The 17,934-nt window shown below is 40.9% G+C and carries 9 protein-coding genes; 6 read left to right on the forward strand and 3 right to left on the reverse strand.

Annotated features, from left to right (window positions below; genetic code table 11):
* Positions 1–6 precede the first annotated feature (6 nt).
* The 3 genes from IEX65_RS27385 to IEX65_RS27395 all read left to right on the forward strand — a co-directional run bounded on the left by IEX65_RS27385 (position 7) and on the right by IEX65_RS27395 (position 11,429).
* The gene (locus IEX65_RS27385) at positions 7–8,679 is read left to right on the forward strand and encodes a beta strand repeat-containing protein (RefSeq protein WP_188771506.1); all 8,673 of its coding nucleotides are present in this window, start codon (positions 7–9) and stop codon (positions 8,677–8,679) included.
* Positions 8,680–8,837: 158 nt separating this feature from the next.
* Positions 8,838–9,674 carry a T9SS type A sorting domain-containing protein gene (locus IEX65_RS27390; RefSeq protein ID WP_188771508.1) on the forward strand — a complete coding sequence of 279 codons (837 nt, stop codon included), beginning with the start codon at positions 8,838–8,840 and terminating at the stop codon, positions 9,672–9,674.
* Positions 9,675–9,887: 213 nt separating this feature from the next.
* Positions 9,888–11,429 carry a T9SS type B sorting domain-containing protein gene (locus IEX65_RS27395; protein WP_188771510.1) on the forward strand — a complete coding sequence of 514 codons (1,542 nt, stop codon included), beginning with the start codon at positions 9,888–9,890 and terminating at the stop codon, positions 11,427–11,429.
* A 44-nt stretch (positions 11,430–11,473) separates the two neighbouring features.
* Here the strand turns inward: IEX65_RS27395 and IEX65_RS27400 are convergent, their stop codons facing one another.
* Positions 11,474–12,928 (reverse strand): S41 family peptidase, encoded by a 1,455-nt coding sequence (locus IEX65_RS27400; protein ID WP_188771512.1) that lies wholly within the window; start codon positions 12,926–12,928, stop codon positions 11,474–11,476.
* A gap of 88 nt (positions 12,929–13,016) precedes the next feature.
* Positions 13,017–13,889: a bestrophin family protein gene (locus tag IEX65_RS27405; protein ID WP_188771514.1), complete on the reverse strand. Its 873-nt coding sequence runs from the start codon at positions 13,887–13,889 to the stop codon at positions 13,017–13,019.
* Between the two features lie 254 nt (positions 13,890–14,143).
* Here IEX65_RS27405 and arsN2 point away from each other — a divergent pair, with 254 nt between their 5' ends.
* Together arsN2 and IEX65_RS27415 are read left to right on the forward strand one after the other, a co-directional pair.
* Positions 14,144–14,578, forward strand: a complete 435-nt coding sequence (gene arsN2, locus IEX65_RS27410) for an arsenic resistance N-acetyltransferase ArsN2 (protein WP_188771516.1) — start codon at positions 14,144–14,146, stop codon at positions 14,576–14,578.
* A gap of 123 nt (positions 14,579–14,701) precedes the next feature.
* Positions 14,702–15,214, forward strand: coding sequence for a SixA phosphatase family protein (locus tag IEX65_RS27415; protein WP_188771518.1), 513 nt, complete (start codon positions 14,702–14,704; stop codon positions 15,212–15,214).
* 339 nt (positions 15,215–15,553) lie between these two features.
* Here the strand turns inward: IEX65_RS27415 and IEX65_RS27420 are convergent, their stop codons facing one another.
* Positions 15,554–16,060 carry a GbsR/MarR family transcriptional regulator gene (locus tag IEX65_RS27420; RefSeq protein WP_188771520.1) on the reverse strand — a complete coding sequence of 169 codons (507 nt, stop codon included), beginning with the start codon at positions 16,058–16,060 and terminating at the stop codon, positions 15,554–15,556.
* A gap of 390 nt (positions 16,061–16,450) precedes the next feature.
* Here IEX65_RS27420 and IEX65_RS27425 point away from each other — a divergent pair, with 390 nt between their 5' ends.
* Complete coding sequence (locus tag IEX65_RS27425) at positions 16,451–17,824, forward strand: aminopeptidase P family protein (RefSeq protein WP_188771522.1); 1,374 nt, start codon at positions 16,451–16,453, stop codon at positions 17,822–17,824.
* The last annotated feature ends 110 nt before the right edge of the window (positions 17,825–17,934 follow it).

Genomic DNA, 17,934 nt, shown 5'->3' on the forward strand with positions numbered 1-17,934 from the left:
AAGTTCATGAAAAGGAAACATATACTCCTATACGTGCAGTTTCTGATAGCTTTAGCTTTTCAGAGTTTTGCACAGACTTCCACCCAACCAGTGCAATATAAATTGACACTTGAGTCCGACGGAACCTACAAGGTTTGGATGAAGTCAATTACAGCTTATACCAGTACGAATGCACGTATCGGTACCGCCCAAGTTACTTTGGTAGTACCCACCGGTACCGGGCAGAACCAGTTTACAGTCAGTAATTTGAGCGGCAATAATAGTATGTCATGGTCAACGAGTGCTCAAACTCGTTTGAATAATCCATCGGTTAGTGGTACGCCAACCAACTCAGATTATATCGTGTTTGGTTTTACTCAACCAGGTAATGTACTTTTTGATATTGCAGCCAACCAAGATATACTTTTATTCAGTTTTAAAAACAGTAATAATTGTATTGGGCCAGTGGCTCTTTGGACTTCAAGCGACCCACTTCAAGTACCGAATAATGAGAACTTTAATGTTGGTAATCAGATAACCATCTTTGGTGCGGGTTTTGGTAATAAGTGGAATAGTAATTACGGCACAAGTCCAGTGGCGTGTAATGCTCCGCCCACGAATCCAGACTTGGTTGTGACAATTACGCCACCAGCCTCATTGACCCAAAATTCACCAGCGGTATTTAATGTAAATGTAAGTAATATCGGTACTGGCCCTTCTTCGGGAACAACTACAGTAACCACACCGATTCCAGCCGGAATGACCTATACAGGTTCGGCGGGTACTGGTTGGACTTGCTCGCAAGTATCAAGTGATGTAGTTTGTACGAATCCAAATTCTATTCCAGCATCTGGTAGCAGTCCATTTAGTATTACACTCACACCCACTCAAACGGGAACGGGCAGTATCTCAAGCACCGTATCGGGTGGGGGAGATGCGACCCCATCTACTTCAAGTCCAGCGAATTATTCGGTGGGTGTACCATTAACACCTAATTTGATAGTAACAGTAACGCCGCCTGCCACATTAACACAGAATTCGCCAGCGGTATTTAATATCAATGTAAGTAATGTAGGTACGGCAGCCAGTAGCGGTACAACGACTGTTACAACACCGATTCCAAGTGGCATGACCTACACAAGTGCATCTGGTACAGGGTGGACTTGCTCACTGGTATCAAGCGATGTAGTTTGTACGAACCCGAATTCGATTGCAGTAGCAGGTAATAGTCCTTACAGTTTGACATTCACTCCAACACAAACAGGAACGGGTAGCCTCTCTTCAACAGTTTCAGGCGGTGGAGATTCAACTCCATCGACATCGACACCTGTTAACTATACAGTTAATGCTCCGTTAGCTCCCGATTTGGTTGTGAGTATGACCCCACCGGCAATTATTACCCAAAACACACCCGCTGTTTTTAATGTAAACGTAAGTAATATTGGTACTGCTCCGAGTACTGGCACAACCACCGTAACCACACCAATTCCTGCGGGTTTGACTTACGTCAGCTCGTCTGGTACGGGGTGGACATGTTCGCAAGTATCAAGTAATGTAGTATGTACAAATCCAAACTCGATTGCAGTAGCGGGAAGCAGCCCATATAGCCTTACATTTACACCTACACAGACAGGAACAAGCAGTATTTCATCAACCGTATCGGGTGGTGGAGATGTAACCCCATCGACATCAACGCCAGTGAATTATACGGTGAATGCTACCACACCAACATGTTTAGTAGAATATAAAATCACAACTGAGGCGGATGGTTCTTATAAAGTATGGATGCGTCCGAATACTACCTTCACAGGGACGGCGGCAACCATCGGAACGGCTCAAGTAACGGTGGTGTTTCCTTTGCCATCGGGTGGCGTGACACCAACGATTACCAACTTAACGAGCTTCAATAGCATGGGTTGGTCAACGAATACTTCTCAGCAAGTTTCTCAGCCTAACTATTTCTATGCAGTCTTTAGTTTCAGCCAAGCGGCCAGTTCGACGGTGTTTGATTTGAATGCAGGCGTTGAAATTCCGTTGTTTACTTTCAAAAACACGGGTACTTGTTATGGACCATTAAATTTGTGGGCAACAACCGATGCTTTCCAAGTACCCAATGCTCTCAACTTCAATGTTGGTAATCAAATTTCCATCAATGGAGCAGGCCCTGGCAATAAATGGTGCGGTAACTATGGTTCAGCCGCTGCTTGTCCAGCAGTAGCTTCACCGAATGTGACTGTAAGTGTTACAGGCCCAACATCAACGACAGTAGGAACACCAGTGACGTTGAATGTCAATTTGACCAATACGGGAACCGGCCCAACCACTTCTCAGTTGACAGTAACAACTCCTATTCCTGCTGGAACCACCTTTACGGGTTCAACTGGTACGGGCTGGACTTGTACTCAAGTGAGTAGTAATGTTGTTTGTACCAATCCTAATACATTGGCTGCTAATGGTGGTACAAGTACCTTGGGTTTGACCTTTACACCGACGCAGACTGGTACAATTAATATCACTCCGACTGTCAATGGTGGCGGTTTGACTAATCCAGTAACAGCTACGCCTTATCCAATTACAGTGAATCCTTCGGCCGTTAATCCAATTTTGGGTCTAACATTGACTGCCCCATCAACTGGGACACAAAATGTACCTTACAATTATTCAGCAACGATTGCTAATACTGGTACTGGTCCAACCGTTGGTACAACCACCTTTACATTGGCACTGCCGACTGGCGTGAATTACGTATCGGTAACTGGTACGGGCTGGACTTGTGTTCCACAAACCACATTTGTGACTTGTACGAACCCTAATCCAATAGCCAATGGTTCAAGTAGTTCTTTAAGTATTTCGGTTAATCCGACGATAACTGGAACAATGAGTGCTTTTGGTTATACCACTGGTGGCGGAGCCAATACCTCTTTCAGTTCATTGGTCAATACAGTGATTTCTCCAGTTAATATAGGACAGCCCAATATTGTAGTAAGTTCAGTATCCAATCCAGCTACTGCTACAACCAATGTACCATTTACGCAATCAGTAGTGATTGGGAATATTGGTACTGTACCAGCAACTGGCCCATTGACTTACACCACTACATTCCCAACTGGCGTTAATTTCTCGTCAGTCAATAGTGGTTGGACTTGTACACAAACTGGCCAAGCATTGACTTGTACGAATCCGATTTCACTATCCAATGGAGCATCAGTTCCATTAGATATTCAATATGTAGCTACCCAACCATTGGTATTTACCCCAACGGGTGTGTTATCGGGTAATGGTATTTCGGGAGGAAATGCGAACGTAGCAGGAACTCCAATCACGATTACTAATAGTGGTAGCCAACCATGTACAGCAGGAGATTGCGGTATTGGGGTAAGATATGGCGTCAAATTAGGAGCTGATGGCAAGACATATACAGTTTACATGAAGTCAGCCAACACCTTTACTGGTGGAGCGGCCCGTATCGGAACGGCTCAGGTTACGCTTAAAGTACCACATGGTACTGGCGGAAACCGTTTCTTACCAAGCAATATTTCGAGCTTTACTGCAACTGGCAGCATGAACTGGACTACGAACACAAGTAGCCGAGTAGATGCCCCTTCGATTGACCCAAACAACGATTATATTTTCTTTGGTTTCAGCCAAGCATCCAGCCCAGCATTATTTGATATTGTGGCGAATGTAGAATACCCATTGTTTAGTTTCCAGAATTTGAATACCTGTAGTGGTACAGTTGGTCTGTGGGAAACCACCGACCCATTCCAAGCAGGCTTCCAGAGTTTAAATCCTGGTAATCAGATGACAATTTTGGGCAATGGCACGGCCAATGCGTGGAAATGTAATTATACTTGTGCTTTACCATGTACATTGCCCGCTGATTTGACAGTTTCGGCTGCTCAACCAGTACCGGGCTTGTCGGTTGGTCAAACCTCAAGTATCAATGTGACTGTGACAAACCTTTCAAACACTACGAGTGGACAAATTACTTTAACAGTAACACTTCCCACGGGTGTTAGTACACCATCTAACAGCTTTAGTGTAAGTGGATGGTCATGCACGACTGTTGGACAAACAGTAACATGCACGCATCCAAACACCAGTGGCTTGACGCAAAATTCAAGTATTTCGGTAGGTATTCCAGTAGTACCCGCCAGTACAGTGGCTGGTCAGATTCTGACTTTCAACTTTGTGGTTGCTTTGGCAGGAACAGAATCAAGTACGAGCAATAATACGGCTACCTTGATTACCGCTGCTGCCGTTACGGCACCGAATCTTTCTATCAATATGCCAGCGTTTACGCTCTATGCTGGACAAGCATCGAATGTAGTAGTAAATGTGGTAAACAGTGGCAGTGTGAATGCTACTGGAGCATTGACAAGCACCATTACGCTTCCAGGAGGGGCAACGGCACCCGCTACCTTCAGTAGTGGAGCATGGTCATGCACAACGCTTGGTCAGGTGATTACTTGTACGAATCCAAATAGCAGTGGCTTAGCTCCGAGTGCGAGTTCAACGATTACGATTCCAGTGACTACTCCAGCCAATGCAACGAATGGTCAAATCGTAACGATTGTAGCGAACGTAACAGCGATTTCGGGTGAAAGCAATTTGAATGATAATTCAACAACGGGAACGGGTCAGTTAATTTCTGAACCCAACTTGAAACTGGTGAAAACAGCGACACCGTTGGCTTTACAAGGCACTCCTTTTGATTTTACCTTTACGGTGAGCAATGTTGGAGGTTCAAATTCATCAGGTACAATTACTGTGAAAGATACGCTTCGTAACGGTTTAAAATTCGTGACGTCATCAAGCAGTAATTGGACTTGTGCGAAGTTGGGTGTTGATGCCCAAAACAATGACATTGTACAGTGTACAACTACTGCTACTCACTTAGCTAATGGCGGTAACTTCAGTATGTTTACTGTACGAGTGAATCCTACATTGGCCGTAACAGCCAGTAATATTGCTTATATTAGTGGTGGTGGAGCCAGTTCGACAGTAGCCAAACCATCGGCACCTTGTAATACTTGTGCCAACGGCATCACTGGTGTATTTGTCCAACCATCACCCGATGCAACCGTAACGATTTCGCAACCAAGCCCAGTTTTAATCGCAGGTCAGGCTTCGACAATCGTGATTACGGTCAACAATATTGGCGGAACGGCCATTACCACGGCTTTGACTACGAGTATTGTATTACCAGTAGGTATTACGATGCCAACCACCTTTACAAGTGGAAGCTGGACTTGTACGACCAGTGGACAAACAGTTACTTGTACTAACCCCAATACATCGGGTATCCCAGTGGGTGGTAACATTCTGCTTAACTTGATTGTAACCCCACAAACAATCCTTGTCGGTACAACGCCAACGATTACAGTGAATGTATTGCCATTCAGTGGAGAATCAAATACGACTAATAATAGTGCTACTTTGGTTATTATCAGTCCAGTAGGAGCTCCATTGGTACCAGATTTGACTATTAGCTTGAACCAACCACAAAGTAATTTAGTAGTAGGACAAAATTCTACGATGAATGTAGTGGTATCGAATCTTGGATTAGGAGCAGCGACTGGTCAGTTGACCGTAACGATGTCGATTCCGAATGGAGTGACTGCTTCTTCGGGAACATCGAATGGTTGGACTTTGACGGTCAATGGAGGAATCCTGACGGCAAACCATCCAAATACAACTGGTTTAGCTTCGGGCGGTACAACGAACTTTGCGGTGACGCTGACGCCAAGTTCGACGATTATTAATACGCAGCCAACCTTTGTGGGTATTGTAAGCACAGTAGCCAATGAGTCGAATGCCTTTAATAATACGGCGGTCTTGTCAACCAGTATGAGTGTAACAACGACAGGAGTGCCCAACTTGACAATTTATGCGGTATTGAACAATAATTTTGTAGCGGGTCAAATCTCTACTTTTAATGTCTATGTAGTGAATACGGGTGTGGTATCAGCCACTGGAACTTTGACCACTACGATTACCTTACCAAGTGGTTTCTCGGCTCCAAGTTCATTCTCATCGAATGGTTGGACGGGTACAACTAACGGACAAACCGTTACATTGACTCATCCGAATACTACTGGTTTCGCACCAGCCAATATTCTGAACATTCAAGTGCCAGTCATTCCTGCAACAGTTTTGGTAGGGAATGTTCCATCGATGTTTGTCTTCAATATTGGCCAAGTACCAAACGAAATAGCAACGGTAGATAATGTATTCTACTTTATTTCGTCGAATCCAGTATTAGGCAATTCAGTACCTAACATTACAGTAAACATCAATGCGATTATTCCATCGTTGACAGTTGGTCAGACCTCAAATCTGACAATCAACTACATCAATACTGGTACAATCATCCAAACGGGAACATTGGTTACCAACATTGTATTGCCGAGTGGTGTTTCGGTACCTTCGTCGTTTACAAGTAATGGTTGGACATGTAACTTAATCGGACAGACTTTGAACTGTACGAATCCGAATACGGGTGGTTTACAACCGAATTCAATATTGAATATCATCCTTCCAATGACGCCAAATGCTGGTACGGCCGGAACTACTCCAGGTCCAATCAATATTTACATCAACGGAGGAACAGTTCCTTATATTTACACGTTTACATCGCCGATTGCGTCAGCACCAGCACCAAACATTACAGTGAATGTAGGAACTATTCTGGCACCAATTGCTGCTGGACAAACCAACTATATTCCGGTATTCATCTCGAATGTAGGTTCGTTGAGTGCCACTGGCCAATTGACGATTAATGTTACTTTACCAGCGGGTATATCAGCACCGACCTCGTTTAGCCAAGGTGGATGGACGTGTACGATGAGTGGTCAGACCATGACATGTACACACCCGAACACTACAGGTTTAGCAGCAGGCGGAACGAATATTTTCTTGTTGCCGATTATTCCAAGTACTACTTTAATAGGTACAACACCTTCGATTACTATCAATGTTAATCAAGTAGTGGGTGAAATAATCACCAATAACAATACCTTTATTTATGTCATCAATCCAGCGATTGTAGGCTCATCGGCACCGGACTTGACCGTTCAAGTGTCGCAACCATCACCAGCCTTGACGGCCGGTCAGAGTTCGACAATCACGGTGACGGTTCAGAACATCGGTAGTGCAACGGCCAACGGACAATTAACGGCTTCGTTTACATTACCTGCCAACTTTAGTATTGCAACGTCGAGCTTCACGAGTGGAGCGTGGACGTGTAATGTAGCTGGGCAGGTAGTAACCTGTACAAACCCTAATACCAGTGGTTTGGTTTCGGGTGGAACAAGTGCCTTTACGGTTCAGCTTATGCCAAGCAATAGTGCCGTAGGTTCATTGTTGAATTTGGTGGTGAATGTCAATACGATTGTAGGGGAGTTGAATGTTATCAATAACTTCTATACTTTGAATGTCAGTGTACCAGTGATTGTGAATCCGAATACGATTCCAAACCTTAATTTGGTATTGAGCTACAACCAATCGCTTACTTACTACCAAAATACGCCATTTACATTGAACTACTTGGCATATAATAGTAGCCTGTTGGCATCAACAACTGGCACCATCACGGTAAGAGATACATTAAGATACGGCTTGAAATTCGTTTCAGGAACGGGTCTTGGCTGGACAATCAATAAAGTAGGGGTAGATGCCCAAGGCAACGATATCATCGTGGCTACTTATAGTGGCGTATTGTCAAGCAATGCTTCTGCCTCTTATAGTTTGACGGTGAATCCGACGCTTACAGGAACGATTTATCACCAAGCCTATATTTCGGGTGGTGGTATGACCCTAACCATCAAAGGTTCGGCACCGTGTATTGGTTGTTCGATTAGCCCAACTGGCCCAATCATCATCAACCAACAGCTCAACTTCAATGTGGCGGTAAAAGCCATTTTACAAGGGCCTTACGTTGCTTCGGCGGGCATGATGCACGATAGTTTGAGGGTTAAAAACCTGATTCCATTGTCGAATCCTTACAGTTTATTGGCGGGCTTTACCCAAGTAGGAAGTGGCACCGAGACAACTACATCGACTATTTTGTCGGTAGGTGGCACCAACGCCATCGTTGACTGGGTATTGATTGAGTTGCGAAGTGCAGCTAATCCAAGTCTGATTGTGGCAACCAAAGCAGGTTTGATACAACGTGATGGCGATGTGGTAAGTCCAGCCGATGGAACTTCTCCACTACAATTCACGGGTATTCCAGTGGGTAGTTACTATGTGTCTATTCGTCACCGTAATCATTTGGGAGCCATGAGTGCCAATCCAGTGACTTTGGGAACAACCACGGCAACGGTAGATTTGACCAACTCGGCCCAACCAGCCTATAAGCTAACGGGTGTAACGTCGAGCAATTACCCTCAGTTTGTATCGGGTAGTAAAGCGATGCTTTGGGCGGGTAATGCGGCATTCAACAACCAAGTTATCTTCCAAGGACCAAACAATGATGTTGATATGATATTCTTCACCATCATCAGCGACCCATTGAATACGCAGGTTATATCGAACTTTATTTACAAAGGCTACAGTCAGTCAGATGTGAATATGGACGGTAAGACTGTTTTCCAAGGGCCTGATAATGAAGTAGATATTATCTTCTTCAATGTATTGATGCACTCAGAGAACCCAGGTTTCTTGGCCAACTATATTATCTGGCAACAGATACCTTAGTTGTTGATTAGTTACTGTCGGACCGCCGATGCGGTTGATTAGTATAACAAACAATTTAATAAAGAATACTCTACTACTTCTGCCTCCCCGATGGGGAGGGCAGGGGTAGGGCTAAAAAAATAACATTAAACTCGTGGCGACGAACCGCAAATAATACAATGAAAAAACTATCAAAATTGGCATTAGTTGCTTTATTGGCAGGAGCAGCGATAAACGCTCAAGCTCAGGTTAAGTTTAAAATTACTCGCAAAGACGACCTAAAGACGTATGTGGTGAGTATGTTGCCAGAACAAACCTTGAAAGGAGCAAAAAATACTATTGGAACGGCCCAAGTGACGCTTCGAGTGAAGTCGGATAAAGCATTTATCTTGAATAACTTGAAGTCGGCAAACCAAGAGGCCGAGTGGCAAACGGGAGCTGCCATGAAGTCACCCGATGGAGCGGGGGATTACGATTATGTATCAATCAACTTGAAAAACGTTGGGACGAAAGCCTTCACATTTACCGAAGGTCAAGAAGTGGAGTTGTTTTCTTTTCAAAATGCAGGAGAGCAGCTCGATGCCAATGTAGAGTTGATAGATAATAGTAATGATGAACTAATCAAAACTCACGGAGCGGAGTTCAACGTAAAAAATCATATCAGTGTTTTAGGTTTTGGACACAGAAATGCTTATTCGGGCAATGCCGGTTCGTTGATGAATCCTGAGGAAGTAGCCAAGAAACTTCGTATTCAGAAGGTATTCCCTAACCCAGCGGTTGATAGAACGACAGTAGTTTATGAAAACCTGTTGGACGAAACGGCCGGGGATTTATTCTTAACAATCATAGATTCGAGAAGTTCACGAGAACTTGTACGCAAGAAAGTAAAAATGGGAGCAGGAGAGTTTAGCATTGATTTATCTCTCGAAGATTTGACCGAAGGCAGTTATTTGGTTCATATCGAAAAAGATGGTTTACGCATCGGTTCGGCTCAAAAGCTGATGGTCGTGAAATAAGATGCATACGTAACCAAACAAAAAGTAGGAGATAGAGGTGCTCGTGAATAAAATTTCATGAACACCTCTTCTTGTTTTGGTGAGGTTTTTGCTATAAAAACATTAATAATACCTTGATTATCAATAGTCTTGGTCTATAATGCTTTTCCTAATAAAAATGTGAATGAATGATACCACCGAATCATTTTTTCATAAAAAACACTTGTTTGTGCCATGAGATTTTTGCGTTTTTTTTGGATGATTGCTGCTTTGGCATGCTTGCCTAAAATAGCATTTTCGCAAATAACCATAAAAACGACCTTAGAACCCGATGGCGTGACCTATAAAGTTTCGATGGTTTCGGATAGAAGTTTTACGGGTAGTGGTTCGTACATTGGTTCTTCACAGATTACACTCGTAGTGCCACACGGAAGTGGCAATAATTATTTTCAACTATCAAATATTAGTTCGCCAATTTCGAATATGAAATGGCTTTTTTCGGGTAGAGCCGATGCTCCCGCCGAAAACCCTGATTACGACTATTTGTTTTTTAGTTTCAATAATTCGGTTTCGCCTCCAGTGAAATTCGATATTATCGCAAATCAAGAAATAGTTCTTTTTACATTCAAACGCACAAGCCAATGTGCAGGCCGAGTTTACAACTTCAATAATCAGAATGACCCATTTTTATTTCCTAATTCGCTGGGTATAAACCCTGGTAATAGTATATCAGTGTTTGGAGCGGGTGGAAACGCTTATGGAGGGAATCAAGTACCACAAACATTAGTGAATCTGAGTGTCGATGATATTAACCCATGTGCTGGCAATGAGGTAGTTTTTACGGCCGCTCCTACCATTAGTGGTAATTATTATTATCAATGGTATGTCGATGATAAACCACAAGGTTCGCCAAGTAGTAGTCCAGTTTTTAAGTATTCTCCGCCAAAACAAAACACAGATTCTCAGCCCAATGTTACAGTTAAGTTATTGGAGTCTGTAACAAACCCTTGTGATGCGTACAGTGCCAGAAAGGCTTTGAAAATCAATGTGAAAGGCATACCCGATAATAAGATTGCTTTTGCAGGAAGTGATTGTATGCTTTTACCAACAACTATTTCAGTCAAAAGCGATGTATCTGCTCAATATCAATGGCAAGAAAACGGAAATGATTTATTGAACGAAACAAAAAATACGCTTGAAGTAAAGAAAAGTGGTAATTATACAGTAAAAATCACAAAAAATGGGTGCGTGATTACATCAAGTGTCCAAAAAATAGCTGGAGTTGGCGATGCAGATAAAATAAGTCTTAGTGCGGGCAGTGACACAACCATTTTGGCTGGTGAAGCAGTAAAACTCAAGGCCAATAGTACTAATGCTCTCTATTTTAGTTGGACTCCCGCTAACGATTTATCCGATGCCACGATTCAACAGCCAATCGCACGGCCTTTAGAAACGACCAAATATACCCTCACAGCTAATAACGATTCGGGTTGTCCTTCAACAGCAAGCGTAACGATTAATGTGTTGCCTGCTATTTATATTCCTAATGCTTTTTCACCCGATAATGATGGATTAAACGATACTTGGAAACTCGAAAACCTAAGTTTTTATACAGATGCTACAGTAGAAGTTTTCAATCGTTGGGGTAATACTATTTTCTACTCAAAAGGTTATTCAACTGCTTGGGACGCCTCGGGAATTGATGCTGCCTCTTATTCGTATGTTATCAAAACCAAGTTTAAGACTTATCGTGGAATCGTGACTGTGCTTAGGTAAACAAAAAAGAAGCTGCCTTTGGGCAGCTTCAATCTCTTTAACTCTTATTTTGACTTAGGCAAAGTTGCAAACATATCCTTCCGATTATCGGCAGGGTTATCAGATATGTTTTCTTCAAGTATTGCCGCTTTATCAATTGTTCGATACGAACGATTGGTAGATGCTGACGCTTCGGCCGGAATAACCACACCTGTAATTACTTCTAAAGCCTTCTTCAATAATGTTTCGCTTTCATCGCCCCAAGGCTTGAACGGATATACATTATCAGATACCGTATAGTTAGGCGTAAAGCCTGTTTTTGTGCCATAAGCCGATTCTCCTTTTGAATTTACAGTACGCAACACAATTGGTTGCATACCCCAAGCCCAACGAGCAGGGGTTTGGTCGTCTTTGATGGTTATAGAACCTACATTTTTACCGTAAGTGTTTTGTCCAACAATCACCACATCCATGTATGGGCGTAAACTGTTGATAACCAGCTCACTGGCTGAGGCTGTGCCGTTTGAAGTAAGCACTACTAAGCGGTCGAGATTGAGGTTATTAGTTTGAACCGTAAACTTCGTTGGATTTGAAACCGTTGGATACTTAGCTTTCACATTTGCATTCCATTCATCTTGGTGAATTACATTATTAGCACTCGGATTCTTTACAATCAATGATGAAAGCAAATCGGCCGATGAAATCAAACCACCGCCATTGAGTCTCAAATCAAGCACTAATTCGTTTACACCTTTGGTTTTAAACTCAGCAAAAACTTGTTTAAGTTTATCGTCATAAGCACCCAAAAACTGCGTGTAGAGCAAATAACCGATTTTTTTATTGCCTTTTTCGATTACTTTCCAATACTGCACTGGGTCGTTTTGTACAACCGCTTTGGTTGCTGTAACCGTTTTTCCCGATAAAACATAAGTACCGTTTTTGTATTCAGCAAGACCAAAAGTAGCTGTTTCGTTACTACTAATCAATGTTGCGTAATTTGTGCCGTTTATTTGTGTACCATTTACGGTCAAAACAATATCGCCACGTTTCAGACCTGCTTTGTCGGCTGGACTGTTAGTAATAACATTAGAAATAAAAAATACTACGTTAGTCTGAGTATTATCAAGATAAACTGCTGTGCGAGAAAAACCAAATGAGGTACTTACACCACTCAATGAGTTTGTTAGGTCGGTGATGTTTTCACGAATCCACGAAAAACGGTCGGTGTTAGGATAATCATACAAAAGAGAATAAAAATAATACTTCTTAATATCATCTTCACCGTCTTTACCTGTTACAAGTGTTAGGTCAGTTTTATCTTTAGCGGGTAATTTATCTGACCATAAATACCATTCTTTGAGCTGGTCATAAACCCAACTATTAGCAGCTGCATTGGGGCTGGTAGTTGTGTTAGTTGTTGTACCTGTCGTTGTAGTGGTAGGTTCTAATGTATCTTTTTTACAAGAAATAGCCCCAATAACCAAAATTGACAATAAAAACTTACTTAATTTGGCCTTCATGATTTTAATATTTGTTGATTATAATGACGTAAGTTATAAACGATAGGTTGCGATAAATGTTTTTGTTATTGATAAAATGAATGAATTTTTAGGAACGAAATATTTCGACTAAATTTCCTTTTACATTCTTAACAATAGAGTCAAGCTGTAAATCATTATTATCAGTACCAAATGGGTCTTCAATTTCTTCGGCAATCATTTCTATGCCTGCAAACGCATAGAATATAAGCGTAACGATTGGTGCTGCCCAATGTTTAAATTCTAATACAAAACCAAACGGCATCGTAAAGACATACAAAAATATCATTTTTTTGATAAAAATATTATAAGACGACGGAATAGGCGTATTGCGGATTCGCTCACAAGCCCCTAAATTGTCGGTAAACGAGCTTAATTCATTATTCAAAATCAATAATTGCTCGGCATTGATAACACCAGATTTATACAAACGATTGATTTCCAAATAAATGGCTTGTCCAATTCGGTTGGGGGTGTGTTTATAATTTACGTAAAAAGCTTCATCATAGTTGGCTATATACTCTAAATGTTTATGATTGACATTTCCTCGGAGGTGGTCTTTTACGGCATGAATGTAGTTTCCAATCAAAACTCTAAAAATTTCTTTACTGTCATGTCCTTCTGGTAGTATTGCACTAAGTTTTAAGGCTAAATTTCGAGAATTATTTGTGAAACCTCCCCAAATCTTGCGGCCTTCCCACCAGCGGTCATACGAACTATTGGTTCGGAAAACTAATAAAAGTGAAAGCACAAAACCTACCAAAGAGTGTATAGCCAGTGGATTTTTAAGAGGTAAAAAATGAAAAATATCATTTTCGAGATACGATATGAATGCCGTATAGGCCATTACGCCCAGCATAGCAGGTAAAAGTTTACGGAATGTATCGGCTTTGTGGAAATAAAAAATAAGTTTCCACCAATCTTTTGGGTTATAAATGAGCATAAAATTGATGTTAGAAGTGCTTTTAGCTTGGCTTTTAGGTAATTGGATAAATATAATCAACAATTTTGCATACAGCTAAATAACTGTTTATTAGTTAATTGCCTTACTGTGGACTTTTCGACTATTGACTATTTTTTGATTTTGAAACAACAAAGATAAACTTTTTATAATTTCTTTATGGAGTATAAAATATTCATTGCATTATTGTAGAATGAGAGATTCTTGATAATGTACTTATTCTTAGATTACTAATAATGAATGTCCTATTAAAAAAAGTAACTTCCGAAAAAGTTTCGGAAGTTTTGGCTCTCCTGACAGCCGCAAATTTGCCAACGAATGATATTGATGAAGGCGTCGAATTATTTTTTTTAGAAGCAAACGAACAAGTGATAGCAACAGCAGGCTTAGAAATAAAAGATAAGTTTGGGCTATTACGTTCGGTTAGCGTACTTCAAAATCAAAAAGGAAAAGGGTATGGGCAGTTGATAGCCCAAGAGCTGGAAGCTTATGCCAAAACCCAGCATATCAAACAACTTTACCTTTTAACAACAAGTGCAAAAGAATTTTTTGAACAAAAGTGTAATTATGAAGTGGTTGAACGAATGAATGTTCCGCTTGAAATTCAGCATAGCCAACAATTTTCATCAGTATGCCCGGCATCAGCGGTAGTGATGAAAAAAAACATATAGTATTGGTATTCAATAATTTAGTTTTTGGGATGAAAGTTTTGAAAGTAAGTTCAATAAAATTTCAGTAAAAATTAAGTTTTTTTTCAGCAATGCTTGTATATTCGTGCCAAAACCATCGAAAATATGAACAAAACCCTTTACTTAATTCGTCATGCTACTGCTGAAGATGGCGGAAACACTCCAATGTTTCGTGATTTTGACCGTGAACTAACCTCGACGGGCATCATTGAGTCGGCTCGTATGGGTAAGTTTTTAGAAGCGAAGGGCATTAAGTTCGACCTTATTGTGAGTAGTGCCGCCGAACGTGCAAAAGCCACCGCAAAGATTTTTGCTGAACAACTACACTACGATGCCGATGCCATTGTAATTGATGATGCCATTTATGGCGGTGGTCCACGCAGTTATTTGGCCGCTGTCAATCAATTAGACGAATCGGTTAGCTTCGTGGCCGTTTTTGGTCATAATCCTGATATTACTTTTTTTGCTGAGTATCTTACTCGTGCAGATATTGGTGGCTCAATGGATAAAGCAAGCGTAGTGATTTTGGAGTTTGATGACATCAAATGGGCTGAGGTATCAAGCAAAATGGCTAAGTTTTTGGGTTATCATTCGCCACAAAATATCACTCATTCATAAAATATCCAAAACTCTTTTAGTCGAAGTAGTGTTTTAAAAGAGTTCAGAAAAAAGTATTTATCATGTCACAAAATAATAGTTCAAATAATCGAAATCGAAGCCTTTTTCGCATCATTTTCCTGATTTTTTTGGCGATAGTCATATATTTTTTGTATGATATGTCTCGCCAAACCACCGCACCGTGGAATAAGAAAAAGAATATTGAGAAGTCATTTTAAAAAGGGAACGTACCAACGTTTCTTTTTTTGATGTAAAAAAAAGCAGTAATTCTCTATCTATGAGAAAATTACTGCTTGACCCCAAAAACTCCAAAAAACCATGACCGTGATAGTCATGTTACTATTTATTAAAGATTTTTATAAAATTATTTATCAACCAATTTTCATCTGATTTTAGCAAAGAAGTCATAGTATTATCGGCAAACACCGAAACCTTACTGATGTCGTTTACTATCTTCAGGAATTCTTCTTTCTCGGCAGTATCGGGTTGAATTCCCTCCTTGATATCTTCCATTGCCTCGATTAATGGTCCGATTTCTCGGCGTCGTCGCTCTTTAGCAATTTGCTTGGCAACTTTCCAAATGTCCTTCTCTGCTATGAAGTACTCCTTTCTTTCGCCTGGTAGGAGTTGTTTGTAAATCAAACCCCAATCCATCAAATCTCTGAGGTTCATGTTCACATTCCCTCTCGAAATTTGTAGGTCGGCCATGATTTCATCAGCATTCATAGACTTAGACGAAAGCAAAAGCAATGCGTGTATCTGAGCCATCGTGCGGTTTATACCCCACTGCGTGGCCAGCGTACCCCATGTATGGATAAACTTGTCTTTTGCTTCTTTTAATTCCATTAATGACATTTTAGTTTTTTAACTTTTATATATAAGCACGTAAGTGTATTTGTACCCCAAAGTAAAATAACCTTTTTGAATTTTCAAAATATTCTGAAAGTTTTTTTGTATTTATTTTCTTGAACTTATTGAGTGGCATCAAAAGGTAACTCTTTGATTTATAGTTATTTAGAGTATAACAGCCTAATCATCAATACATTTTGTGTGTAATTTGGATGGAAATAAACCTGTCGAAAAAGATAAAAAAAACTTAAAAATATCATAAAAAGGTTTTTTGGAGTATTAAAAAAATAAGTTTGTTTTGACACAAAAATGAATAATAAACCTAAATTTATAATGACAAATTGCCTATCTTTTCTTTATTTCGTGGTATAAAAAAATCAACAAACCATGTTTTCAGTACAGACCTACACCGAGCGTCGTAACGCACTAAAAAAAGCAGTTGGAAGTGGCTTAATTTTGATAATGGGCAATGAAGAAGCTCCCATGAATTACCACGACAATACTTATCGTTTTCGTCAAGATAGCAATTTTTTATATTTTTTTGGTATTAGCCAAGCTGGGTTAGCTGCCATCATTGATGTAGATTCGGGTGAAGAAATTATCTTCGGACATGAATTTACGATGGATGATATTATTTGGGTAGGACCGCAGCCAACATTGGCCGAGCAAGCCCGTATGGTGGGGGTATATCGCACAGAAGAGCCTTCAAAATTGCCAGAAAGACTCAAGAAATCTTCAAAAGTACACTTTACGCCACCGTATCGCTTCGATAATATGATTCGTATGAGTGAGTGGCTGAGTATTCCGACTACCCAATTAAAAGAAAAAGCATCGGTTGAGTTGATAAAGGGAATTGTGGCTATACGCTCAATCAAGACCGAAGAGGAAATCGTGCAGATGGAAGATGCCGTGAATATCACGCGTGAAATGCACATTACGGCCATGCAACTCACTGCGGCTGGCAAAAAAGAATACAAAATTGCGGCGGCTATTCATGCCAAGGCTCGTGAAGGTGGCGGAGATTTGGCTTATCCGATTATCTTTTCGGTAAATGGGCAAACGCTACACAACCATTATCACGGAAACACAATGACCGAAGGACGTTTGGCTATCAACGATTCGGGAGCTGAAAATACGATGTTTTATGCTGGTGACATTACTCGCACGATTCCAGTCAGCAAACGCTTTACCGAAAAACAAAAGGAAATCTATAATTTGGTTTTGAAAATGGAAACGGAGTCGATTGCAGCACTCCGACCAAATATTCAATACCGAGAAATCCACCTTTCTGCCAATAGAATTATGCTTGAAGGTATGAAAGATTTAGGCTTTTTGAATGGCGATGTGGAAGAAATGCTCACTTTAGGCGTACAAGGACTTTTCATGCCACATGGTTTAGGCCACGCAATCGGCCTTGATGTGCATGATATGGAAGATTTGGGCGAAAAATATGTGGGTTATCGTGATGGGCTGGAACGAAGCACGCAACTGGGACTTAAATCGCTTCGTATGGCAAAAGAACTCGAAGCGGGTTTTGTACTGACGGTTGAGCCAGGTATTTATTTTATTCCAGAATTAATAGATAAATGGAAATCAGAGAACAAGTTTACGAATTTTGTCAACTACTCAAAACTCGATGCTTATCGTGATTTTGGCGGAGTCAGAATTGAAGATAACTGTTTGGTTACGGAAACGGGTAGCAAAACGCTCGGAAATCCAATTCCGAAAACTGTTGAGGAAGTTGAGGCTTTGAGAGGGTAGTGGTAATAGTTTGCCATTGACTGTATCTTCTCGATAAAAAAAGTAGAGACGTTTCATGTGCCGAGCGAAGTAGGGTTGAACCCTATTAAGGCGAAATGGAGTTGTCCTTT

The sequence above is a fragment of the Emticicia aquatilis genome, from assembly GCF_014644295.1.
GTDB lineage: Bacteria > Bacteroidota > Bacteroidia > Cytophagales > Spirosomataceae > Emticicia > Emticicia aquatilis.

Excerpts from the sequence above, each read along its gene's own strand:
- IEX65_RS27385 (WP_188771506.1), top strand. The coding sequence starts at position 7 with ATGAAAAGGAAACATATACTCCTATACGTGCAGTTTCTGATAGCTTTA.
- IEX65_RS27390 (WP_188771508.1), top strand. The coding sequence starts at position 8,838 with ATGAAAAAACTATCAAAATTGGCATTAGTTGCTTTATTGGCAGGAGCA.
- IEX65_RS27395 (WP_188771510.1), top strand. The coding sequence starts at position 9,888 with ATGAGATTTTTGCGTTTTTTTTGGATGATTGCTGCTTTGGCATGCTTG.
- IEX65_RS27400 (WP_188771512.1), bottom strand. The coding sequence starts at position 12,928 with ATGAAGGCCAAATTAAGTAAGTTTTTATTGTCAATTTTGGTTATTGGG.
- IEX65_RS27405 (WP_188771514.1), bottom strand. The coding sequence starts at position 13,889 with ATGCTCATTTATAACCCAAAAGATTGGTGGAAACTTATTTTTTATTTC.
- arsN2 (WP_188771516.1), top strand. The coding sequence starts at position 14,144 with ATGAATGTCCTATTAAAAAAAGTAACTTCCGAAAAAGTTTCGGAAGTT.
- IEX65_RS27415 (WP_188771518.1), top strand. The coding sequence starts at position 14,702 with ATGAACAAAACCCTTTACTTAATTCGTCATGCTACTGCTGAAGATGGC.
- IEX65_RS27420 (WP_188771520.1), bottom strand. The coding sequence starts at position 16,060 with ATGGAATTAAAAGAAGCAAAAGACAAGTTTATCCATACATGGGGTACG.
- IEX65_RS27425 (WP_188771522.1), top strand. The coding sequence starts at position 16,451 with ATGTTTTCAGTACAGACCTACACCGAGCGTCGTAACGCACTAAAAAAA.